The organism is Lysobacter sp. A378 (genome assembly GCF_054052125.1).
Genome location: NZ_JBSVRK010000002.1, coordinates 142,693 through 167,777, shown reverse-complemented (window position 1 = coordinate 167,777; position 25,085 = coordinate 142,693). Strand labels below are relative to the sequence as shown.

Sequence of the window (25,085 nt, the reverse complement as noted above, 5' to 3'; positions counted from 1 at the left end):
GCGACTTTCGGGCAGACGGGCGCGGTGACAACCCACCCGCGCCGGCCGCATAGTGTAACGACGGTGGGGGTTATGCCCAATACGGCCGGCATGATAGAATCATGCAACTAATTGAATCAAAACGAAAAACACCCTCGTGTTGAACTCCTGAGCGCTTATGCCGGGCTACTTTCGACACCGCAATCGACCCCGTGGAGGAACAACACCGATGTCCAGCACCACCAACGGCAACGCCATTGTCAGCAAACTTGCGCCACTGCGCGCCCACGCCGGCTCGCGCCGTACCATCGGCCTGGACGATGCTGTTCTGGCCAGTTTTTCCACCGATGCCGACCTGATCGAGGCGGTCGATGCCGCGGTCGCCGAATACCACCGCGTCAAGGGTGATTTCGCCGACCTGCTCGAGCTCGACGAGGATGCCCAGACCCACGCCATGCAGGCGGGTTTCATCAACTTCTACCAGGACGACGCGGTCAATCCCTATATCGCCCTCACCGCACGCGGGCCGTGGATCGTGACCCTGAAGGGCGCGGTGCTGCATGACTCGGGCGGCTACGGCATGCTGGGTTTCGGCCACGCGCCGGTCAAGGTGCTGGAGGCGATGGCCAAGCCGCAGGCGATGGCCAACATCATGACTCCGAACCTGTCCCAGCTGCGCTTTAGCACCTTGCTGCGTGAAGCGATCGGCTTGGGCCGCGACTGTCCGTACGCGAGCTTCATGTGCCTGAACTCAGGTTCCGAATCGGTCACGCTGGCGGCCCGCATCGCCGATGCCAATGCCAAGGTCATGACCGACGAAGGCGGCCGGTACGCCGGTCGCACCACCATCAAGCGGGTCGTGGTCAAGGGTGGTTTCCATGGCCGCACCGAGGGTCCGGGCTTGTACTCCAATTCCTCGCGCAAGGCCTACGAGCAGTACCTGGCCAGCTACCGCGGCGAGAACAGCGTGATCGTGATCGCGCCCTACGACATCGACGCGCTGAAGCAGGCGTTCGCCGATGCCGACGCCAACAACTGGTTCATCGAGGCGATGTTCCTGGAGCCGGTAATGGGCGAAGGCGACCCGGGCCGCAGCGTACCGGTTGACTTCTACAATGCCGCCCGCGCGCTGACCAAGGCCCATGGCGCGCTGCTGCTGGTCGACTCGATCCAGGCCGGACTGCGCGCCAACGGCGTGTTGTCGATCGTTGATTACCCCGGCTTCGAGGGCGTCGATGCGCCCGACATGGAGACCTACTCCAAGGCGCTCAACGCCGGCCAGTACCCCTTGTCGGTTCTGGCGGTCAACGAGGTGGCCGCGAATGCCTACAAAAAGGGCTTGTACGGCAACACCATGACCACCAACCCGCGCGCGCTGGACACGGCCTGCGCGGTGCTGGAAACGGTTACTCCGGCCCTGCGCGAGACCATCCGCGCCCGCGGCGCCGAGGCGATCCAGAAGCTGGAGGCGCTCAAGGATTCGCTGGGCGGGATGATCACCAAGGTCCAGGGCACCGGCCTGCTGTTCTCGTGTGAGCTGTCCGACGACTTCAAGTGCTTCGGCACCGATTCCACCGAAGAGTGGCTGCGTGAGCACGGCATCGGCGTGATCCACGGCGGCGCCAACTCGCTGCGTTTCACCCCGACCTTCACCGTCACCAGCGCCGAGATCGACCTGCTGGTCAGCATGGTCAGCCGCGCCCTCAAGGAAGGCCCTCGCCTCAATCAGGCCGCGGTAGCCTGACCGCCACCACGTCAGACACTGCAAGCGCGTACTGAAAAAGCCGGGGCAACCCGGCTTTTTCACGCCAGCATCAATACGATTGAAATTTTTGATCGCTCGTAGCTAGAGTCGTGCGGTTTGCCTATCGCTTTGATCGAGATAATCGAATGGCATATCAATGGCGCGCGAGGCAGACTCGTTGGCAACACCAAGCCAAGCCGCCTGGATCCGTCCCAATGCGGCGCTGACCATCGACATGAGGAAGACGACCATGACCCGTTCCGACAACACGTCCAACAGCAGTGCGCCCAACAGCGGATCGACCACCGGTGCCGGCGCGCCCGCCCCGAGCGACCGCAACTCGCTGAGCATCGGCGCCGACGGTCCGATCCTGCTGCACGACGTGCACTTCCTGGAGCAGATGGCGCACTTCAACCGCGAGAAGGTGCCCGAGCGCCAGCCGCACGCCAAGGGCGCGGGTGCGTTCGGCGTGCTCCAGACCACCGAGGATGTCTCGAAGTACACCAAGGCGGCGCTGTTCCAGAAGGACGCGTCGACCGACATGCTGGCGCGCTTCTCCACCGTCGCCGGCGAGATGGGCAGCCCCGACACCTGGCGCGACGTACGCGGCTTCTCGCTGAAGTTCTACACCGATGAGGGCAACTACGACCTGGTCGGCAACAACACGCCGGTGTTCTTTGTCCGCGACCCGATGAAGTTCCCCCACTTCATCCGCAGCCAGAAGCGCCTGCCCGACTCCGGCCTGCGCGACAACCACATGCAGTGGGACTTCTGGACCAACAATCCCGAGACCGCGCACCAGGTCACCTACCTGATGGGCGAGCGTGGCCTGCCGCGCACCTGGCGGAACATGAACGGCTACGGCTCGCACACCTATATGTGGATCAACGCTGCCGGCGAGAAGTTCTGGGTCAAGTACCACTTCCACACCGAGCAGGGCATGGCGTTCTTCAATAACGCGGAAGCTTCCACGATGGCGGGCCAGGACGCCGACTTCCACCGCGGCGACCTGTTCAACGCGATCAAACGCGGCGAGCACCCCAGCTGGATCCTGTCGGTGCAAGTCATGCCGTACGCGGACGCGAAGAGCTACCGCTTCAATCCGTTCGACCTGACCAAGACCTGGTCGCACAAGGACTATCCGCTGATCAAGGTCGGCACCATGACCCTGAACCGCAACCCGGAGAACTTCTTCGCCCAGATCGAGCAGGCCGCGTTCTCGCCGGGCAACACGGTGCCGGGCATCGGCCTGTCGCCGGACAAGATGCTGCTCGGTCGCGCGTTCGCCTACGCCGACGCCCAGCGCCACCGAATCGGCACCAACTTCCACCAGCTGCCGGTCAACCAGCCCAAGGTGCCGGTCAACACGTACATGTTCGACGGCCAGATGACCTACCACCACAGCGGCAACGCGCCGGTGTACGCACCCAACAGCGGCGGCCGCACTTGGGCCGATGAAACCGGCCCGGTGGCAGACGGCTGGGAGACCGACGGCGAGATGGTCCGCAGCGCCTACACCCTGCACGCGGAGGACGACGACTTCGGCCAGCCCGGCACCTTGGTGCGCGAGGTCTGGAACGATGCCCAGCGCGCGCAGTTTGTCGATCAGGTCGCCGGCAGTCTGCTCGGCGGCGTCCGCAGCCCGGTGCTGGAACGCGCGTTCGAATACTGGAAGAACGTCGACCCCGCGACCGGCCAGCAGATCGAGGACAAGGTCCGTTCCGGCAGCGCGCCGGCACCGGCCGAGGGCATGGGCGAGGGCTGATCACCGGCTCGTATGCATGATCGCCAGCTCGTGAAGCGGTCTCGGCCAAGGCCGCCGCAACACGACCGATTGCGACCAGACCGATCGCAACACCCCGGCCTCGCGTGCCAGTCACGCGGGGCCGTTTTGTATGCCCGTGGCGTCATCCAGGTCACGGACATCCGGTAGGGTTTCAGCGCAGGGCGGAAAGCCGTTGGTCAATTCCGCGTAGTAGGCTCACGCACACAACTACTCTCACTGCCGGAGTCCACCGTGGGTATTTCAGCGCAAGCAACTTCACCCCGGGCTTGGCCTGCCTACGTGGCCGCCATCCTGGTGCTGCTGTGCGGGGCGTTCATGGCGATCGGCGGCGGCCGACTGCTGATGCTCGGCGGCAGTCCGTATTTCGTGCTCGCGGGCATCGGCCTGGTGGTCGCGGCGGTGCTGATGTTCCGCCGCCGGGCCGCCGGCACCTGGCTGTATGCGTTGGTGATGCTGGCGACGCTCGGTTGGGCGCTGTGGGACGTGGGCCTGGAGTTCTGGCCTTTGGTCTCGCGGCTGTTCGCGTTCGGCGTGCTGAGCCTGCTGGTCGCGCTGGCCTGGCCCGCGCTGACGGGTACCCGCAATCGCGGCGTTTGGGTCGTCGCCGCCGTGCTCGCCGTGGCCCTGCTCGCCACTGCCATCCGGGCGTTCCAGCCGAGCCCGATGGTGCAGGCCAGCGGTCCGTATCCGGCGGTGACGCCGGTATCGCCGGCGGCGGCACAGAAGGAATGGCGGCATTGGGGCAACACGACCGCCGGCACGCACTTCGCGGCGCTCGACCAGATCAACCGCGACAACGTCGGCCAACTGCAGGTCGCGTGGACGGCGCGCACGGGCGACATCCCCGAGAGCACCGGCTCTGGTGCCGAGGATCAGAACACGCCGCTGCAGATCGGCGACACGCTGTATGTGTGCACCGCCTACGGCAAGGTGTTGGCGCTGGACGTGGACACCGGCGAGGAGGCGTGGCGGTTCGACCCGCACGCCACCGCGCCCAACTGGCAGCGCTGTCGCGGCCTCGGCTACCACGAGCAGCTGGCTGGCGCGGCATCGGCGAGCGTCGATCCAGCCAGACGCCCGGCCCTTGCCTCGGCGAACTGCAGCAAGCGCCTGTTCCTGCCCACCATCGACGCCCGCCTGATCGCCCTGGATGCCGACAGCGGCCAACCGTGCGCGGACTTCGGCGACAACGGTACGGTCGACCTCGGCATCGACATGGGCCAGATCAAGCCCGGCTACTACCAGCAGACCTCGACCCCGCTGGTGGCCGGCGACCTGGTGATCGTCGGCGGCCGCGTCGCCGACAACTTCTCGGTCGGCGAACCGCCCGGCGTGGTCCGTGCCTACCACGCGGTCACCGGCGAGCTGGCCTGGGCCTGGGATCCGGGCAACCCCGCCACCACCCTGCGCCCGCCCGAAGGCGAGACCTACACCCGCGGCACGCCCAACGTGTGGTCGGCGATGGCCTACGACCCCGCACTCGGCCTGGTGTACCTGCCGACCGGCAACGCCACCCCCGACTTCTGGTCCGGCCATCGCAGCGAACTCGACGACAAGTATTCATCGGCGGTGGTCGCGGTGGATGTCGCCACCGGCCGGCCGCGCTGGCACTACCAGATGACCCACCGCGACCTGTGGGACTTCGACATCCCGGCCCAGCCGTTGTTGTACGACGTGCCCGACGGCAACGGCGGCACCCTGCCGGCGCTGGTGCAGATCACCAAGCAGGGCGAGATCTTCATGCTCAACCGGGTCACCGGCGAGCCGATCGCCGAAGTCGTCGAAAAGCCGGTGCCACAGGGCAACCTGCCCGGCGAGCGCTATTCACCGACCCAGCCGTACTCGGTCGGCATGCCCTCGATCGGCAACGAGACCCTGGTCGAATCCGACATGTGGGGCGCCACCCCGTTCGACCAGCTGCTGTGCCGGATCCAGTTCAAGTTACTGCGCCACGAGGGCGTGTACACCCCACCGGGGCTGGACCGCTCGCTGCAGATGCCCGGCTCGCTGGGCGGCATGAACTGGGGCGGCGTCTCGGTCGACCCGACCACCCACACCATGTTCGTCAACGACATGCGCCTGGGGCTGGCCAACTACATGGTGCCGCGCGCGGACGTCCCGACCTCCGCCAGCGGCATCGAGATGGGCATCGTCCCGCAGGACGGCACGCCTTACGGTGCGATGCGCGAGCGTTACCTCTCGCAGCTCGGCATCCCCTGCCAGAAGCCGCCGTTCGGCACCATGACCGCGATCGACCTGGCCAGCCGCGAGATCCTCTGGCAGGTGCCATTGGGTACCGTGCAGGACACCGGCCCGCTGGGCATCAAGATGCATCTGCCGATCCCGGTCGGCATGCCGACCCTGGGCGGCTCGCTGGCTACCCAGTCCGGCCTGGTGTTCTTCGCCGGCACCCAGGACTACTACCTGCGCGCACTCGACGGCCGCACCGGCAAGGAATTGTGGAAGGCGCGGTTGCCGGTCGGCAGCCAGGCGGGACCGATGACCTACGTCTCGCCCGATACCGGCCGCCAGTACGTGGTGGTGACCGCCGGCGGTGCCCGCACCTCGCCCGACCGCGGCGACTATGTGATCGCCTATGCGTTGCCGGAGGGTTCGGCGGATCGTTGATCCTGGTTGCCGTGGGCATGGCGAGGGCTGATCACCCGCACGTATTGACGCCGGCTTGTGAAACACCCGGCCCCGCGTGCCTGTCATGCGGGGCCGTTTTGTATCCGGCGCGTGACCACCGCGCCCGGAGCTCCCGCGCCGAATCGACACTGGAACCCGATTCGGGGGGATTACCGGCGGCTACGCATTCACCGCCAGTTGGAACGCCACCCCGCACGCCAGCCCTGTCACCGCACCGACGAGGACTTCCGAAATCCGGTGTCGGCGCAGTACCAACCGCGACCACGCCACCACCACTGCGGCCGCAAGCAACCCGGCGAACGCCACCGCCTGCGGCCAGACGATGCACGCCGCGAACATCGCGAACCCGACATGCAAAGAGATCTTGAGCCGGCCGCGCAGCACGTGGCCGGCCAGCACGATCACCCCCGACAAGCCGATCGCCGCGACTACACCACGATCCGAACCGGCCGCCGCGAGTATCGCCGCAAGCCCCAGCAGCACCCATGCGGCGAACCGGTTGAGTTGCGAGCGCTCGTGCGGTTGCGAGGCATCGATATGCGACCAGCGGCCCGAGCGGGTCTGCAGCACGCTGTAGATCATCACCACCGCGGCCGCCGCCAGCGTGAGCCCCAACGCCTGCCACACCCGTCCCGGCGCCGGGCCGCCCGCATTAGTGGCCACGGCGGCTGCGACCATCATCACCACCACCGGGTGGATCAGGATCGACACCAGGCGCGCGACCCATTCCCAAGTCGGTTTCATGCCGTTGCCGGCGCCGCCTTCCCCGCCTCCAGGCGCGCCCCGGCGAGCGTGCCGACGGCATGCGCCAGGAACGGCATCACGAAGTGCCGCGGCTCGAAAAGATGGATGGCGCTGGCGAGGCCCTCGGCGCTGGCCACGTCCACGCCCGCAGGCGGCGGAATCAGCGACGGGCCGAGGGTGACGAGTGCCAGGTTGACGGCACGGCCGACGACGAACCCGACGACGACGGCAATCACGTTGCGCAGCAGGTGGGGCATGGCGGGTTACCGACGAGTGGAAGATTGGCCTTGGAGCGTCGAAACGATCAGGCGTTCTCGAGCCAGGCCTGTACGGCCCGGCCGAACGCCGCGCCCTGCCGTGGATCGGCGCCGAGATAGAAGTCCGGCTCGATCAGTTCGGCCTCCATCAGCAGCCAGCGGCCGTCCGTATCGGGCAGGACGTCGATGCGTGCGTACAGCAGCGGCGTGTCGATCGCAGCGAGGGTTTGTTCGGCCAGCGCCAGCGCACCGGCCGGGGGTTCCGGCAGTGCGGTGTAGATGCCGCCGTACTGCACCTGGATGCGGAACTCGCCCGTCACTGGGCGCTTGTTGACTGCATGGCTGAAGCGGCCGCCAAAGAACAGCAGCGAGGTTTCGCCTTCGGTCTCGATGGTCGGCAGGTACGGCTGGATCATCGCGGCGCCTGCGGGGACATCGTGAGGGGCTTCGTGGAGACGATCGCCGCGGCCCAGGCGCTGGGTCTTCCAGCCACCGCCGGAGACGGTCGGCTTGACGATCAACTGCTCCGCGCCGGTGGCGGCGAATACCTTCTCGAGCTGGGCCGGCGTCACCCGGTCTGTCCAGAGGGTGGGCGGGGTCGCGATGTCCCGTTGCCCCAGCCTCTCCAGATAACGCTTGTCCGAGTTCCAGGCCAGTACTGCGGCAGGATTGGCCAGCGCGATCCCGTCGGCGTCCCAGGTCCGGCAGGCGTGAAGCCAGCGGGCGTGATCGTAATGGTAGCCCCACACGATCAGCGGAAGGACCAGCGCAAACCGCTTCAACCCGCTGCTGTCATCGACATGGGCCGTCCATGGTGTCGGCGTCGCGGTCACGCCGCTGGTTTCCAGCGCGCTCTGGAGACGGTGCAACACCTCCGGCCACAGCTCCGCGAAAGAGGGGTCGGCGGGATCGGGGGTGAGGATGGCGACTTCGGTCATCGGTGCTCCGGTACGTGGCGCATGCGTGGCGATTTTCGGCGTTGGGGAACCGGCGCGATCCATGCTATCCGGATCAGGTCAACGTATGCACGAGGTGACGAGTGGAAGCTTGGCGAGCTTACCGCTGCGGATCACTCTTCGTCCGGCCATTGGCTTGCCGCCAACTGCCGACGCAGCGTCTCCGCATAAACCTCCCTGACCCGCTCGTCTGGCGTATCTGGCGCATGCGGATAGACGCGCAACATCCCGTCGCCGACCGGCGCGGATGCACATGGAAATGCAGGTGCGGCACTTCCTGGCCGGCCGCCTCGCCGATGGAATGCCAGATGCCAAGACCCTCGTTGGCGAACGCCTCCCCGACCGCCCGTGTCACCCGCGTCAGCATGGACATCACCGCCGCGCCGGTGGCGTCGTCCAGCTCACGAACATCCGGCAAATGACGCCGCGGAACCACCAGGACATGGCCCGGGCTGAACTGGCGCAGATCGACGAACGCGACCACCAGATCGTTCTCGCAGACGATGCTCGCGGGCTCGGTTCCGCGGACGATCCTGCAGAAGGGACAGTCGCTGCTCATGTGCGACAAACGGACTCGATGAACGCCATGACTTTCCCCTGCTGCTGGTCGAACAATCCCCTTGACGGCAACCGCAGCCGGATCCGCGGTGCGCCTTGCACGATGTTGCTAGACAGGAAACTCCCCGTCCAGGTAAAACCAGCGGCCATCCACGCACGCGAAACGGCTCACCTCGTGCAGCCGTACCGCGGGAGCGCTGCCAACCTTGTAGCGGGCCACGAACTCCACCACCGCGCTGCCATCACCGGCATCGGCGTGGCGCTTCACGTCCAGCCCCAGCCAGCGCAGACCCGGGGTGTCGTCCAGGTCGAGCGAGGCTGGGCGGGTGTCAGGGTGCCAAGTGGCCAGCAAGTAGTCACGCAGGCCCAGCACATAGGCGCTGTAGCGCGAACGCATCAACGCCTCGGCGGTGGCGGCCGGGGCACGGCCCTCGTGCAGCGGCTGGCAGCAGGTCGCATAAGCGACGGACGGGTTGCAGGGACAGGACTGGGGCATGGAGAGTCTGGAATCACGCCGCGCAGCGGAGCCGCGGTCGGCTGGATGAATGGTCAGGCGCCTTGCTTCGGATAAAGCACCATTTGAGTACAACGGAAAAGAGCGATGGTCTTGCCGGACTCCCGGTGCGTGACCACGACATCCCAGACCTGGGTGGTCTTGCCAAGATGCACGGCTTTGGCAGTGCACTCGATCGTTCCATCACGGGCGGTGCCGAGAAAGTTGGACTTGAGTTCGATCGTGGTGAAACCTTCTGCTCGTTCCGGAAGATTGGCGACGCACCCATAACCTGCGGCGGTATCGGCCAGGGTGACAATGCTGCCGGCATGCAGGAACCCGTTGGGCGCCATCATCTCCTTGCGCACCGGCAGCTCCGACGTGACCTCTGACGCAGAGATACCCGTGATGACGATGCCGAGATGACCGGGGAGATTATCGGCGCCGATTTTGTTGAAGTAATCTGGATTCAGCATGGGCATGGCTTCAAACACCTTTGTTCTTGTCATCCCAGGGCATGGGTTCCCAAAGCTCGGTCTTGTTTCCATCCGGACTCCCCAAGGGTACTTCCTTCAGGCGCGGGAGCGCCGCGCAACTCGCCCAGCGGCGGAATGACCAGCGTGGTGTATTCCTCATAGTGCGCGTCGGGCAGGTCGCGCAGGGCCAGGCGCTCGATCCGGGGGGATCCGATCGGCAGCTGCGCCGCCTCGTACAGGATCACCTCGTGCTCTGCCGGGTACCAGCGCAGCAGCTTGTCGACCAGCGCCTGCAGCCCTTCGCGCTCGGCATGCAGGCGACGGCACGACAGGTCGCCGGACAGGGCGACCTGCCAGAGCAGCACCAGGCCGGCGGTATCAGGCCGGCGATCGTAGACAAGGAAATGGGTCGCCTCCATCGACTGCACGCCGCGGTGGCCCGGGTCGATCCCGAGGTCGGCGTACAGGCAGGCTTCGGCGGAAATCCCCGGCTCCATGCGCGCCGGAATGCCCTTTGCGCGGGCCTTGCGAAGCACCCCATGCGGCACATCGGCAAACACTCCCGGGTGGCCGTAGAACACCGCACAGACGTGCTTGCCGGCCTCCACCTCGGCCATGATCACCGCGTCGATCTCGCGGTAGATCTCGCGCCGGTCCTTGTCGGGCGCGTAGTAGACGCCGAGGTTGATCGCATCGGGGCGGAAGCCGTGGATCATGCCCAGCGCGAACGGGTCGACCAGGCAGAACACGACCTCGGCTTCGCGGATTTCCGACAGGCAGCGTTCGCTGGCGTGGCGGCCGAACTGGATCCCGCTGCCCACCACCACCAGGCCTCCGGCCGAATTCGCGGCGGAGCCGGCATCCCCGCTCGCACACACCACGCGGTCGCGACCGTCGTGCTTGGCGCGGTACAGGGCCTGGTCGGCCTCGTGGATCAGCTGCTCCAGCGTGGCGGTGCCAGCGCTCTTCGGGCAGATCCCCGCGCTGAGGTTGAAGCCGAACGTCTGCCCGAACACGGTGATCGGTTCGATCCTGGCGCGCAGGCGCAGCAACAGCGCCTCGGCTTCGACCACGTCGGCATCGAGCAGAATCGTGAACTCGTCGCCGCCGCTGCGCCCGGCGATGCCGCGCGCACCGACGACCTCAATGATCCACGTGCCGAGCGAACGCAGCGCCTCGTCGCCGGCGGCGTGGCCGTAGCTGTCGTTGACCTGCTTGAACAGGTCGATGTCGGCGACGATCGCCGTGAACGGCCGCCCGTTGGCGCGTGCGTGCGCGAATGCCGTCTCGCCGAGCTTGCGGACCTGCTGGTAGTTGTACAGGCGGGTCAGGCCGTCGCGCTCGGACTGCCAGCGGTAGCGACGGCGCTCGCGGATCGAGCGGCGCAGCAGGCCGAACAGCAGGACCGCGGTGACCAGCAGCCCGACCAGGCCGACGCCGAGCAGCAGCTGCCGGCGCTGCGTCGCGGTGACCTGCAGCGCCGCCAGCTCCTTTTCGGCTTCCAGCAGGGCGATCTGCTGCTCCTTCAAACGGGTATCGAACTCGACCTGCAGGTAGACCAGGCGGCGGTCGCGGGCGTCGCGCTCGGCCACCTTCGATGCCGACATGGACAGCCGGAAATGGGCGAGCGCCCGGGCGAAGTCGCCGCGCCGCTCGGCCAGCCTGGCGAACAGGTCCTCGGCCTCCGCGATCGCGAGGTGGAAGTCCTGGTCACGGTAGTAGCGCAGGGTGTCGGTCAGCAGCATCTCGGCCTCGTCGAGCCCCCGGTTCAACTCGATCAGGCTTTTGGCCACCTCCAGCCTGGCGCCCCAGGCGCCGGCCGCGAAGCCCGCCGCCCCGAAGTCCGCAAGCGCCTGGCGGGCCCAGCCCAGTGCCTCGGCGTAGCGCCCCTGGCTGGCCAACATCTTGCCGACGCCGTACTTGCCGTTGGCAATGAACACCAGGTCGCCGGCGCGGGTGCAGGCCTCGATCTGGCGATGTCGCCATGCCTCCGATTCGCGGAAATTACCCGCGTGATCCTCGGCCATGGCCACGTCGGCCAAGGCCAGGCACAGCGCCCTGGGATCATTTCCGGCTTCGACGGTTTCGAGGGCACGCATCGCCAGGTCCCGCGCCTTGTCGGTCTCGTAGACGAGGGTGTGCAGATAACTGGCGGCGCCGAGCAGCCCGGCCGATTCCGCGGGGGCCTCATCCAGGTACGACAGGCCCTCGCCCAGCCAGGTGAATGCCAACGTCCAGTCCTCGACGTTGGCGGCCATGCTGATGGCGGTGGTATAGACGCGCACACGCAGCGCCGCAGGCAGGTCCTGGCGCAGCAGCTCGGCCAGGCCCTGCAGCGCGGCGGACTGGTTGCCGGCGAGCCCGAGATTGCGCAGACGGACGAACTCGATCCGGTGGCGCTGCTCCTGCGAGAGCGCATCCAGCTGCGATGCCAGGCCCTCGATCTTCCTGTCGGACTCACGCCAGTGCGCGGTGACCGCCAACCGCTCGATGTCCTGGACCTGCGCCTCCAACGCGTCGTCGGCGAACACCGGCGTGGCGGCGAACACCAGTAGCAGGAGGGCGATGGAGACTAACCGGCTCATGCAGTCGCGAGCATTGGCGGCGTAAGGCGGCCAGCTACTCGTAGGCCTTGATGATGTGGTTTGTGGCGAACTTTCCGTCCGCCAGTCCAGTGAGCCGCTTGATCGCAGCGTAATCGCTGGCGAGCATTGCCTTCTGCTCGGCCCCGGACAGCCCGGCGCGCCGGACCACCGCGCCCGGATCCTTTGCATACTCCGCGGCCAGTGCGGCATCGCTGCCGAGTTTCCGCATCAGTACGAGCAGTTTCGACATGTCCCCTTCCCCCTTGAGTTGACCAGACATCCACTGCCGCATGCGCAGGATCGATCACCCCAGTCCCGCCATCAAGCCATTTGACCCTAGCATAGGCCCGTGTCCGTCTCCGTGGAGCGCGCCGGGGTACCAGCCGCCGTCAGCCGGCAGGCTCCTGCGGTGCCGCGTAAGTGCCCACCAACCGCGCTTTCCCCACGACGTGGCCACGCATCGCGTTGAGCAGCGCGTCGCGGCCGGTGTCGGGCGCGAGGTCGAGCGCGGCATCCAGTGCAAACACCTGGAAGTGGTAGTGGTGCAGGCCGGTCCCCGCGGGTGGCCGAGGGCCGAAGTAACCGGTTGATGCGTGGTCGTTGAGGCCCTGGCGCATGCCGTCCGGGTCGGCCAGCCGCGGTTCCGCGGGCAGGCCTTCGGGGAGCGACGTCGCGCCGGCCGGAATGTTCCAGGCCACCCAGTGCACGTAGGGCGCGGGCCGGTTGGCGTCGGGATCCTCCATCACCAACGCATAGGTCCGCGCACCCTCCACGGGCTGCCAGGCCAGCGCCGGCGAAATGTCCTCGCCGTAGGCACTGTGGCGCGCCGCGATTGGCTGGCCGTCGGCGAAAGCCGGCGAGCGCAACGCGAACTCGCCGGCGTTGGTGGCCTGCGTGTAGGGGCTGTCGAAGGCGAGCGCCACGCCATCGCCCTGGCAACCCGGGGCGATGGCCGCCAGCAGGGCGGCGAGAGCGATCGGCAGGATGGTACGTCGGGGCGTGCGGTTCATGGCGCGATCCTCGAAACGGATAGGTAACTTCCCTTCGCAGGCTAGCGCACGTCGCGTTGCGCGGGTGCGAAACCGTCAAACGCGACGTTCCCCTACCCGCGCCAGTTCGCGTGCGCGCGCCAGAACTCCACGCTGCCACGGTAGGCCTCACGGTCGACAGCCACGCCTGAGCCGCCTTCGGCAACGCCCAGCGCATTGCGCATCATCGTGATGGGTGCCATCGGCGTTTCTTCGGGCTCTACCGTGTACATGCACCCCACCACGCCCCAGTCGGCGTCGATCACCGTGCCCTCCTTCGCCAGTTGGTCGCGGCGGTAGAGGATGGGAATGAGATAATCCGCCACTGGGGGTTCGAGGCCCTCGAACCAGCGCACCAGCACCGGCAGTTCATCCTTCGTGCGCGCCTCGTAGTCGGAGCGCAGCAGGTGGCGGTTACTGTCGGTAATCGGCACCGCCAAGCAACGCGTCGACGTCCAGTTGCGGTGCACATGCAGCTTGCAGAACGGCGCGTAGCCGTCGAGCACTTTCAGCGGCGGCACATCGTTGAGATGGCGCTCGAATTCCGCGGGCGTGCAGTCCTGGATGGTGTTGCCACGCGACGCGCGCGGGAACAGGCGCGTGCGGGCGAAGTCGGTGAGGACGATGGACATGGACGCCCCGCCGCTCAGATGTCGAGCACAATTTTGCCGAAGTGCTTCCCACTCTCCTGATGGCGGAATGCAGCCACCAGGTCGTCAAGCGCAAAGTGGCGATCGATGACCGGGCGCAGCGTGCTGACGTCGAGCGCACGCACCATGTCCTGCTGCTGGCGGCGGCTGCCGACCACGAACGCCTGCAGCCGCAGGTGTCGCGCCAGGGCCAGGCCGAGCGGCAATTTGCTGTCCATGCCGGTCAGCACGCCGATGACGGCGATGTGGCCGCCCACGCGGGTCGCCAGCATCGACTGCACCAGCGTCTCGGGACCGCCCACCTCGATCACGTGGTCCACGCCACGGCCACCGGTCAGGCCGCGCACGGTCATGCCCCACTCCGGGTCCTTGCGGTAGTTGATCACCTCGTCGGCGCCCAGCTCGCGCAGGCGCTCGAGCTTGGCGTCGTTGGACGAAGTCGCGATGACCCGCGCGCCGGCCTGCTTGGCGAACTGCAGCGCGAAGATCGACACGCCGCCGGTGCCCTGCACCAGCACGTCCTGCCCTGGCTGCAATGCGCCGTGCTCGAACAGTGCGCGCCAGGCGGTCAGGCCGGCGGTGGTCAGGGTGGCCGCCTCGGCATGGCTCCAGCCGCGCGGCGACCGGGTGAACGCCATCGCCGGCGCGGTCACCTGCTCGCGCGCATAGCCGTCGATGCCGTCGCCCGGCACGCTGCCGAAGCCCTCGGTCTTTGGCTCGCCGTCCAGCCAGTCCGGGAAGAACGTGCTGACCACGTGGTCGCCGATGGCGAACTCGGTGACGCCCGCGCCGACCACGGTCACTTCGCCGGCGCCGTCGGACATCGGAATGCGGCGTTCCTTGGGCGCCATCGCGCCACTCACCACACCGTAGTCGTGGTAATTCAGCGAGCTGGCGCGCAGGCGCACGGTGATCTCGCCGGGGCCGGGCTCGACGGCCTGGGACGTGGCGATGGTGACGTGGTCGAAACCGCCGCCGGCGGGGATGTAGAGGGTCTTGATAGTCATGTCGGCCAGTCTAGACTCCCGGCCGCGCCGGCGGCGACAACGGGTGGGACAGTGAGTTTCCGCCAATGACTCAGAACCGCCAGAGCAGATTCACCGACCCGGCATTCTCACGACTGCCATCACCAAACTGCCCTGCATAACTCACGCCCAGTGTGGCGTTGCGAGAGATCGCAACATCGGCGCTCAACTCCAGCATTGCCACATTGCGCGCAATCGCCGTTCCAACAATGTTGAACGGCTGACTGCCATTGAACGCCAGCGTGCTTTGCGAGTTGATTGAACCCAGCACATGCCCCCAGCCCAGGCTGCCGCGCACCGTGCCCTTGCTCTCACCTTGCATAAACGGGGCCTGCAACCGCACGCCCAGGGTCGTGCTGGTCTGATCATCGGTTTTGGCTTGCCCGCGAAGTGCGGCCGAGCCACCGGATTCACTGAAGGCGCGCGTGTTCAACTCATTCCACGCCACGCCGGCAAAGGGTTCCAGCGTGGTCGTACCCATCGGCCATGCATAACCCAACTCGGCCGCCATTTGGCGGGTGTTGGCGCGGTAGTCGGCGTTGAGCTCCTGGCTCAAACCCGCTGCCGCGATGCGGCGCTGGCTGTCGATGTCATGCCAGGAGTAACCACCACCCGTCAGCAAGTTGAGTTTTCCGGTACCGACCTCAAACGCTTTGCCCGCGTAGAGCGTGGCGCTATAGCTGTTGATCTGGCTCTTTGAGTTACGTCCGTCGACGCGCAGTGTGCTGTCGGTATAGCCCAACACCCCGCCCACGCGCCACGCATTGCCGATCACCCTATCCGCGCCGCCAAATACTCCGCTGGTGCGCTGTGCTGTACTGGCTGCGTTGTCGTTACCGTCCATGCTCAACCAATTACCGACAACCTCCGCCCACGCCGGCAAGCCATCGGCTTGTACGCCAAGCGTACCCGGCTCCGCCATCGCGGTTAGATTGCTGCGCAGGTGCTTGAACGACAGCGCCCGGGTGCCGGCGGCGCTGCTTTGCAGTGCGGCACCGGTGCTGGCATGAATCTCACCGGACAGGTTGTCGAACACCGCCGGTGGCGCGCCCTCCGCAAGGGTTTCGATACGCCGATACAAGTCATCGACGTTGCCCAGGCTCTCCAGCGCGTTGGCAGTGGCGCGCTGGTTGGACGTGTTGGCGGCATCGGCAAAACGCATCGGCTGCGCGGGTTCCGTGGGCACCGTGGGCACCGTGGGCACCGCGGGCACCGCGGGTTCCGTGGGTTCCGTGGGTTCCACCGGCGCATCCTTGCGTACCAATTCCATCGTCACCGCGTTGGTCGCATACGCCAGGCTCGGGGTGAGATAGGCAAACACCGACTGCACTTCATCGAACGTGCCGAACACGCCCTGGTCGGCGCTCAGAATGGTGTAGCCGATACCCGCCTGATAGCTGCCACCGGGGCCCACATGCATCACGGTGCCACCGGCCAGTGTCGCGGTGCCGGTCACATTGGCCCGGCTGCTGTTGGCCGAGGCCGGATCAGCGAAGACCAGATAATGGGAGCCGGCCGCCATCGTCAAATTGCCGTCGATCGTCAGCGGTGCGCTGACATCGCCCGGCATCAGACTGCCGCCTGCCGCAACATTCGTATTACCTACCGTGCCGCTGCCGCCCAATAGGCTGCCTGAGGCGACGTTGAGCAGGGAGGACGAGGCAATGGAGCCGGCAACCAACAGGGTGCCTGCGTTCAACGCAGTCGCACCTGTATAGGTACTGATGCCCTCCAGCCGCAAGACACCCGCACCGATCTTGGTCAGCCCGCCGCTACCCAATCCACCGTCGCTGATCACGCCGGCGATCGTATCGTTCTGATTCAACCCGCCCAGCGTCAGGGTCTTGTCACCCAACACCACCGCGCCCGCACCCGACAACGAACCTATGCCGATGCCCGCGCCGGCAAGCGCACTGATATCCAGCGTGCCACCGGCATTGTTCTGCAGCGTGGCCAGATCCGCCGTCGAGTTACCGAAAAATTCGATCACGCCATCGGCGTTGTTGATGATCTGTCCCTGTCCCGCCGAGCTCTGATCAACAAACCACATCACGCCATCGGCCAGATTGACGAGGTTCGCGTTGCCGGCGCTGGCGTCGTGCAGGAGGACGGTTGAACCCCCATCGCTATTGAACAGCGTGGCATCGGCTGCGCTGGACGTACCACGGAAGTAGGTGCTGCCACCCTTCTCGTTATGGATGTTGAGCGATTGCGCGCTGACCGGGGTCGCGCCCATGGCGAGAAAGTCCAGCACGCTGCCGGCCCCGCTGACCTTGACCGCCCCGGCCCCCAAACCACCGGTGGTCATGACCGTCAGGTTTCCGCCCTGCACCTGGGTACCACCGGCGTAGGTATTGGCTTGGGTCAGCGTGACATTGCCGGCGCCCGTCTTGACCAGAGTGCCTGCGCCATCGATCACGCCACGCAAAGTGAGCATGCTGCCGGCGGCCGCATCCACGGTGCCCGCGGTGGTCAGCGTGATCGCGCGGCTGCTATCGAAACTCGCGGTGCTTGCCAGCGTGCCGCCACTGAATGTCAGTCCACCCGCGGCGCTACCCAGATTGGCATCGCTGGACACCGACAACACGCCAGTACGAAGCTCGGTGCCACCGCTGTAGGTGTTGCTGCCGGCCAGGACCAAGGTACCGAAATCAGACTTCACCAGGCGGCTGGCGCCGGTCAGCGCCGAGGCAAGCGTGGCCGTCATGCCTGCGCTGCTGGTCAAGCCGGTGCCCACGCGCACGATGGTCTCGCCGCCCACGCCTTGAAGCGCGATCGCGTCGCCTTCGATCCGATAACCGTCCGTGGTGAACTGCATGCCGGTGACGCCAATCGCGCCGGCCGCGTTGTCCACCGTGACCGTATCGGCCGCGCCCTGGAAGACTGCAAATGTCGGATTTGGCTGGAACGCACCGTTGGCTGCGGCACTAGCGTCAGTCCAGTTGTCACCGTCAGCGCGCCAGGAGCCTGCGCCGCCATCGATCACGCCATTGTTGTGGAGCGTCGTATTGCCGCCATCCCAGAAGCCGAGATCTGCACCCGCCGCGGACACCAGATTGATCTGGTTGGCGGCGGCGGTCTGGACATGGAAATCGCTGGCTGTCATCCCGCCCGGCATGAGGCCGATCGCAAGGCCGTTGTCGGTCAACGTGCCCGCGTAGTCGAACAGGCGATAGACGCCTGCACCAAAGCCGCCCTGGTTGGCCACATGGAGGGTGCCGTCCAGGATCAGGTTGCCTGCCACATCAAACAGCGCAGCAGTCGGCGCACCACCCAACGCCACCTTGATCGCACTGCCGTCGTCCAGAGCGAGGTTGCCGCCGATGGCAAGCGTCTGGCCTTGCGTGCCAGCCAGCACCGCGTCACGGGAGATCGCAACATCGCCGCCAATCGTGCCAACACCGGCAAGCGTGCCGGCCGCATTGGCAAGGACATCGCCGCTGAAATGACCGTCCACCTGAAACCGGCCGTTGCTTACCGTTGCCCGATCACTGGCCAACTGGTTGGTCACCACCAGCGAGCCACCGCGCACCGTGGTGCTGCCGCTGAAAGCCGAGCTGTCGCCGCTCAGCGTCAGCGTGCCCGCGCCCTGCTTGTTGAAGCTGCTGGCCAATGCCGATGAGAATCCCGTGCCCACCCCGATATTGAAGCCCGCGGTGTCAAACCAGGCGCCTTCGGCACCCACCGCCAGCGTGGAAAAACCTGACAGATAATCCGACTGGTTTTCCATCGCCTGCGCGATGCCGCCGTTGAAGTCGAGCGTGGCATTGCCCGGCCCTTTCATGATCTGACCGGTGCTGAGAACGCCACGCCCACTGGTGCTGTCGCCATTGAGGTTGAGCGTGCTGGTTGCTCCAGCGGCCGTACCCATGGTGATGCTTGGACTGACTACTTGCCCGCGCTTCTCGATGGTCAACGTGCCGGTACCGACGTGGCCCAGATAGAGGTTATCTAGATTCGTCCAGATCGAACCCGCACCGGTGACTGTGACCGTGCCGACGCTATCCCCCCCCAGACCTAAATAACCGACGATGTTGGACACCGTGCCGCCATCGGCAATGGTCAAGCTACCTTGACCTACGGAACCAACCTGTAGTTGGCCAGAATTGATCCAGCTCGATCCCACACCGGAGACAGTGGCGCTACCACCTGCCAGCTCCGTCCCTATGAAACCGGTGCGGCTTTCAACCTTGCCACCATCCAGGACATTCAGCGTGCCGGAGCCGGCACCACCCACCATAAACTGGTCCAAACTCGTCCAAATCGAGCCGGGACCGGTCACGGTCAGGGTGCCGGTGCTTCCGGGCCACTGACCGATCATCACAAAACCCGGGTTGCGAACCCTGCCGCCCTGCTCGACGGTCATCGTGCCGCTGCCAGCAGCGCCCACAATGAAAGCGCTTGAATTCGTCCACGTCGAGCCCACGCCGGTCACCTTGACCGTGCCGTCACTTCCCGCGTGCCTTCCGACAAAAGCCCCGCCGCTGGAAACCGTGCCGCCGCCCTCGATGTTCAGCGTGCCAACGTTGGTGTCGCCAACAGAAATGGTGCCCGCGACGTTCCATGGATCCGCGGGGGCCGGAAAAGCCGGCGTCACATCGCCGCTGACGGTCACCGATTGCGCGAGGCTGGGCTGCGCACAAACCAGGGTGGCGAGCACCACAGCCACGGCCTGGGCAAGCGGAAGCAGGCGCAGCCCACCGTTGTGGGACCGCTGGGCTTTCTTGGGGTACTTCATTGTCGGTTTCCTGATTGCTTGAATGATCAGCAGGCATGTATCCCCGCATGTCTTGGCTGACAGCCGGGCGCGCAGCGTCGATAGAAGCTTCCGCCCCGCTGACGATGCAGACATCCACTGGTATGCCCCTGGGGGCCGGTGTCACGTTGTTCCCATGCCAGACGCGCTTGGAAGCAACGCCGCGTGCACAGATCACGGCATGCTAGACAGCCGCAGGCCATTGCCCAATCCTGCTAATCAGCAGGATTGCACCCTGTCATTGCAACGGGGTGGGCAACCCGGATCCCATCACAAGGGAACTCCGGCGGTGTTGCATGACCTCAGCCGGCCGGCTCATCCCGCAGCGGCTTGAGCCACAGGCTCATCAATCCCGCACGGCCACGCACACCGAGTTTCCGGAAGATGCCGGTGATGTAGGAATGCGTGGTGGACAGAGCGAGGCCGAGCTTTTCAGCGATCTGCTTTTCCGTAGCATCGGAAAGTAGAAGCTCCAGCACTTTCTGTTCGTGCGGTGCTAGACCGGCCACTGCAGGCACGTCCCGCATGGTTGGCGCCTTGATGCGCCTCAACCCGGTGATATCACGGGCAACCCCGATACGCAGGCCCTCCGCTTCCAGCCACCGCGCCGACCACATGAGGTGGACTTCTTCACCGTTCTTGTGGAGATAGCGGTTCTCGAACCCGATCCTCTCGTTGGCCTTCATGACATCACGTGCTTCATGCAGGGTCTTGTCCCGGTCCACCGGCGCCACGAGATCCAGCATGGATCGTCCGACCATCTCGTCGGGCCGGTAGCCGAAAATACTCAGGCAAGCAGCGCTTACGTAGGTGATCCGATGGTTGGAATCGACCATGAAAACAGCATCCGGCAATCGGTCATAGAAGCTCAATGCACCGTCACCCATTGCCATGCTCATTTTTTCCAAAGGACGATGCCGAAGCATGTTACTTGAAGCAAGAGAACTGAACGCTCAAAACGCTTCCTGATCCCGGCGCCAAGTGATGTTGACCCAGCGGGCATTGGTCGCCTCGTCTGTCACAAAAATTTAATCTGCCAACGTGAAGGAAACCGCCAAGTGCACCGTCATCAATGGGGTACATCCTCCCAACAGGAATCCCGCAGTGCGCTCAACCTCCTCCCGCTTGGCCATCTCGATCGCCGCCGCCATGGTTGCGATCTCTCTTTCAGCCCCCCTGCATGCACAAGACCAGGTGCATGAATTCAACGTTCAACAACAGGATGCGTCGAGCGGGATCCGCGAGTTCGCGCAGCAGGCTGGCATCCAGGTCATCGTCTCCGGCGACGACGCTCAAAACCGCATCGTCAATGGCGTGTCGGGAACGCTGCCACCGCGCGCCGCACTCGACCGGCTGATCGCCGGAACGGGACTGACGGTTCGCTCGTTCGACAACAACGTCGCGGTCCTGGGCCCGGAACCCCCGGCGACACCAAGCGCCACCGAGGCGTCCGGGGAGGATATTTCAACGCTCTCCAACGTGGTGGTCACCGGCTCGCGCATCGCGCGCCCGGAACTGGAATCGTCGATGCCCATCGGCGTGATCGACATGGACCGCGCCATGAGCCAGGGCAAGACCACTCTGTACGAAACCGTGCTGCAGGACGTCGCGGTCGGCCCCGGCAACGGCCCCTACAACAGCTCACCCGAAGGCCAGTACGACGGCGGCATCGCGACCATCGAACTGCGCAACATGGGCGTCGCCCGCTCGCTGACGCTGGTCGACGGGCGTCGTCGCGTGTCCAGCGGCCAGTCCTCGTCGGCTGTCGACATCAACATGATCCCCGCCGCGATGGTCGAGCGCATCGAGATCATCACCGGCGGCGCGGCCGCGGTCTATGGCGCAGATGCCGTGACCGGTGCAGCCAACATCATCACCCGGAAAGATTTCGAAGGGCTGGAGTTCTCGGCAACCACCGGCACCACCCAGGACGGCGGTGGCGACAAGACCCAGTTCTCGGTCGTGGCCGGCACCAGTTTCGCCGACGGTCGCGGCTCCATGATGTTCGGCGGCACCTGGGCGAAGAACGACCCCATCCACTACTACGACCGTTATTCGAAGGGCACGAACCTCAGCTATCAGGTCAACCCGGAAAACACCGGACCCAACGATGGCATTGCCGACCGCATCATCCGTTACAACACCACCAACATGTACCTGCAGCCGGCACCGACCATCTACGCGGGCGGGGACACGTATCTGTTGAACCCGGACGGCTCGGCCTACGTGGGCGCCTACGACACCTGCCATTCCGGTTGCGGCACTTCGCGCGATGGAGGCGATGGCGGAATGCCGCAGAGCCAGCACTGGAGCGACTTCCTGATCGCGCCGATCGAGAACGCGTCCCTCATGGGCCGTTTCGACTATCAGTTGACCGACCGGCTGAACTTCGGCATGAACTTCGACTACGGCCGCTCCAAGTACGATTCCTACCGCCGCCCGTACCGCGACGACGACCGCCTGACCTGGCTCAACGGTGCCGGTGGCGCGGTTGCCTACCTGGACAACCCGTTCCTGCCCGACTCCTTTCGCGACGTCATGCTGGCCAATGGCCTGGAATCAACGGTCGTGCAACGCAGTTATGAAAATTTCGGCCAGATGACCGATCACAGCGACCGCCAGACCTTCAACATCGGCAGCTCGTTGGACGGCGAGATTGCCGCTGGATTCCAGTGGGAAGCGTTCTGGCAGCATGGCCGCAGCACCAATGACATCCACGCGAACAACGTACCGATGGCCTCACGCCTGCTCACCGCCCGCGACGTGATCGCCGATGAAAACGGCATTCCGGTGTGCCGCGATGAAGCCGCCCGCGCGCTCGGCTGCGTGCCGCTCGACGTCTTCAGCACTGAAGAGCTCAGCCCGGAACTACGCGACTGGATGATGGCCACGCGCCGCAAGCATCGCGAACAGAGGCAGACGATCTTCGGCGGCAGCCTGGCCGGCGAGCTGTTCTCCCTCCCGGCCGGTGAGGTGCAGGCAGTGCTCGGCATTGAGCACCGCAAGGAATCCATCCACAACGTCGACGACAATGGCGCCGCGGCGCCGGCCAATGAACTGTCGCACCTGGGCACCTGGGCACCCTACGAGCCGGAACTTGCAGCTTCCAACGACGTGTCCGAAATCTACGCCGAACTGGTGGTCCCCGTGTTGAAGGATCTGCCCTTCGCGCACCGCCTGACCGTGGAAGGTGCGTACCGCTATTCGGACTATAGCGACTTCGATTCCACCAACACCTGGAAGCTGGGAACGAGCTGGGCACCGATCGAGAGCCTGACCTTACGCGCCACCAAATCCAGGAGCGTGCGCGTTCCGAACTTCGGCGAGTTGTACTCCGCCCGCGCCGTGCAGGAGATCGGCGTGCGCGATGCATGCCTGGAAACCAGCTACCAGGCCAACCCGACCCGCATGGCCAACTGCGCGGCGCTGATGCAGCAACTGGGCGTTGACACGCCCTACCTGCCCAGCGAGATCGGAACCGGCCACGTCATCACCGGCGGCAGCCAGGACGTCACCCCGGAGATCTCCGACAGCGTCAGCGCGGGCCTGGTCTGGCAGCCGCAGTTCGTGCGCGGCCTGGACCTGACCCTGGACTACTGGAACATCAAGCTCGACAACATGATCACCGCGATCTCGCGGCAGAACATCCTGAATCTGTGCATGGACCTGCCCAGCAGCGACAACGAGTTCTGCGATCGCATCACCCGTGATTCGCGCGGCTACGCCGAAGGCGTCGATACCAGCTACATGAACGTGTCCGAGTCCGAGGCCAAGGGCATCGACCTTGGGGCGAACTACCGCTTCGACCTTGGCCCGGGCCGGCTGAGCCTGGGCCTGCGCGCCAGCTACCTGCTCAAGTACGAGACCACCACCCTGCCGGGGGTGGACACCAGCCGGATCATCTACGACGGCGGCTACCAGAACCCGGACTTGCGCGGCAACCTGTCGATGAACTACGACATCGGTGACTGGGAAATCGGCCTGAACAACCGTTACTGGGGCAAGGCGCTCAACTACACCAACGTGTCTGTCGAAGCCTACGACGGAAACAGGCTTCCGGCGCGGCTCTACAACGACCTGACCGTCGGTTGGCACATAAACGAGCACGCCACCTTCCGCGTGGGCGTCAACAACCTGTTCGACGCCCAGTCGCCGTATCGGCCGCGCACCTACGAGGGTGGCGGTGGTGTTTACGACGTCTACGGCCGCTACTTCTACGTCAACGCAAAGCTCAGCTTCTGAGGTCGATCCGTTGGGACGACGACGCCACGCCACGGCGGCATGGCCTGTGAAGCAACACTTCAGATCAGGAGACGCACATGAACATGATTGCAAACAGCCCGCTTGCAAGCGCGCTGACCGCGCATGGCAGGAACTGGTGAACCTGTTGCAAACCGAATATGCGAACCGTCGAGGAGTAGAAAAATGAAGCGTACAAACATGTGTGTGCTATCCGCGAGCCTGGCCGTGGCGCTGTCGGCCTGCGCCATGCCCAATACGGTCTGGGCAGAAACGGTCGCCCCGGAGACAGCCAGCCAGCCGTCCATCGCCGCACACCGGGGCGGGGCGATGCATCGCCCCGAGAACACCATCAGCGCGTTCGACCACGCCATCGAGCTGGGCGTGGATGTGCTGGAGTTCGACATGGTGATGACCAGCGACGACGAGCTGATCGTGCATCACGACGCCACCATCAACCCCGACATCTGCATTCCCGACCCGAGCTCCGACATGGTGGCCGGGCCGGTACGTGGCCTGACCCTCCAGCAGACCCAGCAGTTCGACTGCGGCACGAAGGTGCGCGACATCTATGCCGTGGAAGGCCATGTGGCGGTTCCGGGTGCGCGTATCCCCACGGTGGATGAACTGCTGGGACGCTTCCGGAGCAAGGACGTCGTCTTCTACGCCGAGACCAAGATGCCCAAGCCCACGCCGGGCATTGCCGATGTCGATCCGGTGACGTTCGCGACCCTGGTGGATGCGGTGGTCCGCGCTCACGGATTGCAGGACAGGCTCATCCTGCAGTCCTCCGATTACCGCACCATCGACGCCCTGCACACCATCAATCCACGCATCCGCACCTGCCTGCTGGGTGCGCACAACTGGGGCCATCGCGATTTCCTGACAACGCTGCAGCAGCACCATGCAACCTGCATCCTGCTGCGCGATTCCATAGTCGGCAAGGAAGACGTGCGGGCGTTGCAGGACGCGGGCGTGCAGGTCTATTCGGAAGTCGTCGACACACCGGAGGCCTGGCGCAGGTACCTTGACCTCGGCGTGGATGTCCTCTTCACCAACCACCCGGAAGGCGCGATCAAGTTCGTGGAGCGACAGGGCCAGTAATCGGACAAGGCCGCGTCGGCTTCACTTGATCCGTTATGACATCGGTGCGTCCCGAC

At 65.5% G+C, this 25,085-nt stretch carries 19 protein-coding genes; 5 read left to right on the top strand and 14 right to left on the bottom strand.

The genetic code is table 11. From position 1 onward, the window contains the following. Positions 1 to 208: 208 nt before the first annotated feature. On the top strand, positions 209 to 1,723 hold the full coding sequence (locus ACW7G1_RS06735; protein WP_456978998.1) for an aminotransferase class III-fold pyridoxal phosphate-dependent enzyme: 1,515 nt from the start codon (positions 209 to 211) through the stop codon (positions 1,721 to 1,723). Positions 1,724 to 1,825: 102 nt separating this feature from the next. On the opposite strand, the gene ACW7G1_RS06730 is transcribed toward ACW7G1_RS06735, so the two are convergent. Further along, the gene (locus ACW7G1_RS06730) at positions 1,826 to 1,975 is read right to left on the bottom strand and encodes a hypothetical protein (protein ID WP_456978997.1); all 150 of its coding nucleotides are present in this window, start codon (positions 1,973 to 1,975) and stop codon (positions 1,826 to 1,828) included. Here ACW7G1_RS06730 and ACW7G1_RS06725 point away from each other — a divergent pair. Both ACW7G1_RS06725 and ACW7G1_RS06720 read left to right on the top strand, forming a co-directional pair. Then, positions 1,974 to 3,488: a catalase gene (locus ACW7G1_RS06725; protein WP_456978996.1), complete on the top strand. Its 1,515-nt coding sequence runs from the start codon at positions 1,974 to 1,976 to the stop codon at positions 3,486 to 3,488. The genes ACW7G1_RS06730 and ACW7G1_RS06725 overlap by 2 nt on opposite strands. A 300-nt stretch (positions 3,489 to 3,788) precedes the next feature. After that, on the top strand, positions 3,789 to 6,137 hold the full coding sequence (locus ACW7G1_RS06720) for a membrane-bound PQQ-dependent dehydrogenase, glucose/quinate/shikimate family (protein ID WP_456978995.1): 2,349 nt from the start codon (positions 3,789 to 3,791) through the stop codon (positions 6,135 to 6,137). Positions 6,138 to 6,317: 180 nt separating this feature from the next. Here the strand turns inward: ACW7G1_RS06720 and ACW7G1_RS06715 are convergent, their stop codons facing one another. The 13 genes from ACW7G1_RS06715 to ACW7G1_RS06655 form a co-directional block, all read right to left on the bottom strand. Beyond that, the gene (locus tag ACW7G1_RS06715) at positions 6,318 to 6,902 is read right to left on the bottom strand and encodes a hypothetical protein (protein WP_456978994.1); all 585 of its coding nucleotides are present in this window, start codon (positions 6,900 to 6,902) and stop codon (positions 6,318 to 6,320) included. Further along, positions 6,899 to 7,159, bottom strand: a complete 261-nt coding sequence (locus ACW7G1_RS06710) for a hypothetical protein (RefSeq protein ID WP_456978993.1) — start codon at positions 7,157 to 7,159, stop codon at positions 6,899 to 6,901. The genes ACW7G1_RS06715 and ACW7G1_RS06710 overlap by 4 nt, the downstream gene beginning before the upstream one ends. 47 nt (positions 7,160 to 7,206) lie before the next feature. Then, the gene (locus ACW7G1_RS06705; protein ID WP_456978992.1) at positions 7,207 to 8,097 is read right to left on the bottom strand and encodes an ATP-grasp domain-containing protein; all 891 of its coding nucleotides are present in this window, start codon (positions 8,095 to 8,097) and stop codon (positions 7,207 to 7,209) included. A 118-nt stretch (positions 8,098 to 8,215) separates the two neighbouring features. Beyond that, entirely contained in the window at positions 8,216 to 8,674 is a 459-nt protein-coding gene (locus ACW7G1_RS06700) for an HIT family protein (protein ID WP_456978991.1), read from the bottom strand. A 108-nt stretch (positions 8,675 to 8,782) separates the two neighbouring features. After that, the gene (locus ACW7G1_RS06695; protein ID WP_456978990.1) at positions 8,783 to 9,169 is read right to left on the bottom strand and encodes a YchJ family protein; all 387 of its coding nucleotides are present in this window, start codon (positions 9,167 to 9,169) and stop codon (positions 8,783 to 8,785) included. Between the two features lie 53 nt (positions 9,170 to 9,222). Then, a complete protein-coding gene (locus ACW7G1_RS06690; protein WP_456978989.1) occupies positions 9,223 to 9,648 on the bottom strand; it encodes a PaaI family thioesterase in 426 nt (141 codons plus the stop codon). A 23-nt stretch (positions 9,649 to 9,671) separates the two neighbouring features. Further along, positions 9,672 to 12,227 (bottom strand): diguanylate cyclase, encoded by a 2,556-nt coding sequence (locus tag ACW7G1_RS06685; protein WP_456978988.1) that lies wholly within the window; start codon positions 12,225 to 12,227, stop codon positions 9,672 to 9,674. 34 nt (positions 12,228 to 12,261) lie between these two features. Further along, on the bottom strand, positions 12,262 to 12,477 hold the full coding sequence (locus ACW7G1_RS06680) for a hypothetical protein (protein WP_456978987.1): 216 nt from the start codon (positions 12,475 to 12,477) through the stop codon (positions 12,262 to 12,264). 139 nt (positions 12,478 to 12,616) lie between these two features. Continuing rightward, the gene (locus ACW7G1_RS06675) at positions 12,617 to 13,237 is read right to left on the bottom strand and encodes a YbhB/YbcL family Raf kinase inhibitor-like protein (protein WP_456978986.1); all 621 of its coding nucleotides are present in this window, start codon (positions 13,235 to 13,237) and stop codon (positions 12,617 to 12,619) included. A 92-nt stretch (positions 13,238 to 13,329) separates the two neighbouring features. Further along, positions 13,330 to 13,887 (bottom strand): DUF3228 family protein, encoded by a 558-nt coding sequence (locus tag ACW7G1_RS06670; RefSeq protein WP_456978985.1) that lies wholly within the window; start codon positions 13,885 to 13,887, stop codon positions 13,330 to 13,332. A 14-nt stretch (positions 13,888 to 13,901) separates the two neighbouring features. Further along, positions 13,902 to 14,912 (bottom strand): zinc-dependent alcohol dehydrogenase family protein, encoded by a 1,011-nt coding sequence (locus ACW7G1_RS06665; RefSeq protein ID WP_456978984.1) that lies wholly within the window; start codon positions 14,910 to 14,912, stop codon positions 13,902 to 13,904. Positions 14,913 to 14,982: 70 nt separating this feature from the next. Continuing rightward, positions 14,983 to 19,668 carry an autotransporter domain-containing protein gene (locus ACW7G1_RS06660; protein WP_456978983.1) on the bottom strand — a complete coding sequence of 1,562 codons (4,686 nt, stop codon included), beginning with the start codon at positions 19,666 to 19,668 and terminating at the stop codon, positions 14,983 to 14,985. 320 nt (positions 19,669 to 19,988) lie between these two features. Beyond that, positions 19,989 to 20,579 carry a PAS domain S-box protein gene (locus ACW7G1_RS06655; RefSeq protein WP_456978982.1) on the bottom strand — a complete coding sequence of 197 codons (591 nt, stop codon included), beginning with the start codon at positions 20,577 to 20,579 and terminating at the stop codon, positions 19,989 to 19,991. Positions 20,580 to 20,790: 211 nt separating this feature from the next. On the opposite strand from ACW7G1_RS06655, the gene ACW7G1_RS06650 reads away from it, so the two are divergent. Both ACW7G1_RS06650 and ACW7G1_RS06645 read left to right on the top strand, forming a co-directional pair. After that, complete coding sequence (locus ACW7G1_RS06650; RefSeq protein WP_456978981.1) at positions 20,791 to 23,928, top strand: TonB-dependent receptor; 3,138 nt, start codon at positions 20,791 to 20,793, stop codon at positions 23,926 to 23,928. A gap of 183 nt (positions 23,929 to 24,111) precedes the next feature. Then, the gene (locus tag ACW7G1_RS06645; RefSeq protein ID WP_456978980.1) at positions 24,112 to 25,029 is read left to right on the top strand and encodes a glycerophosphodiester phosphodiesterase; all 918 of its coding nucleotides are present in this window, start codon (positions 24,112 to 24,114) and stop codon (positions 25,027 to 25,029) included. The last annotated feature ends 56 nt before the right edge of the window (positions 25,030 to 25,085 follow it).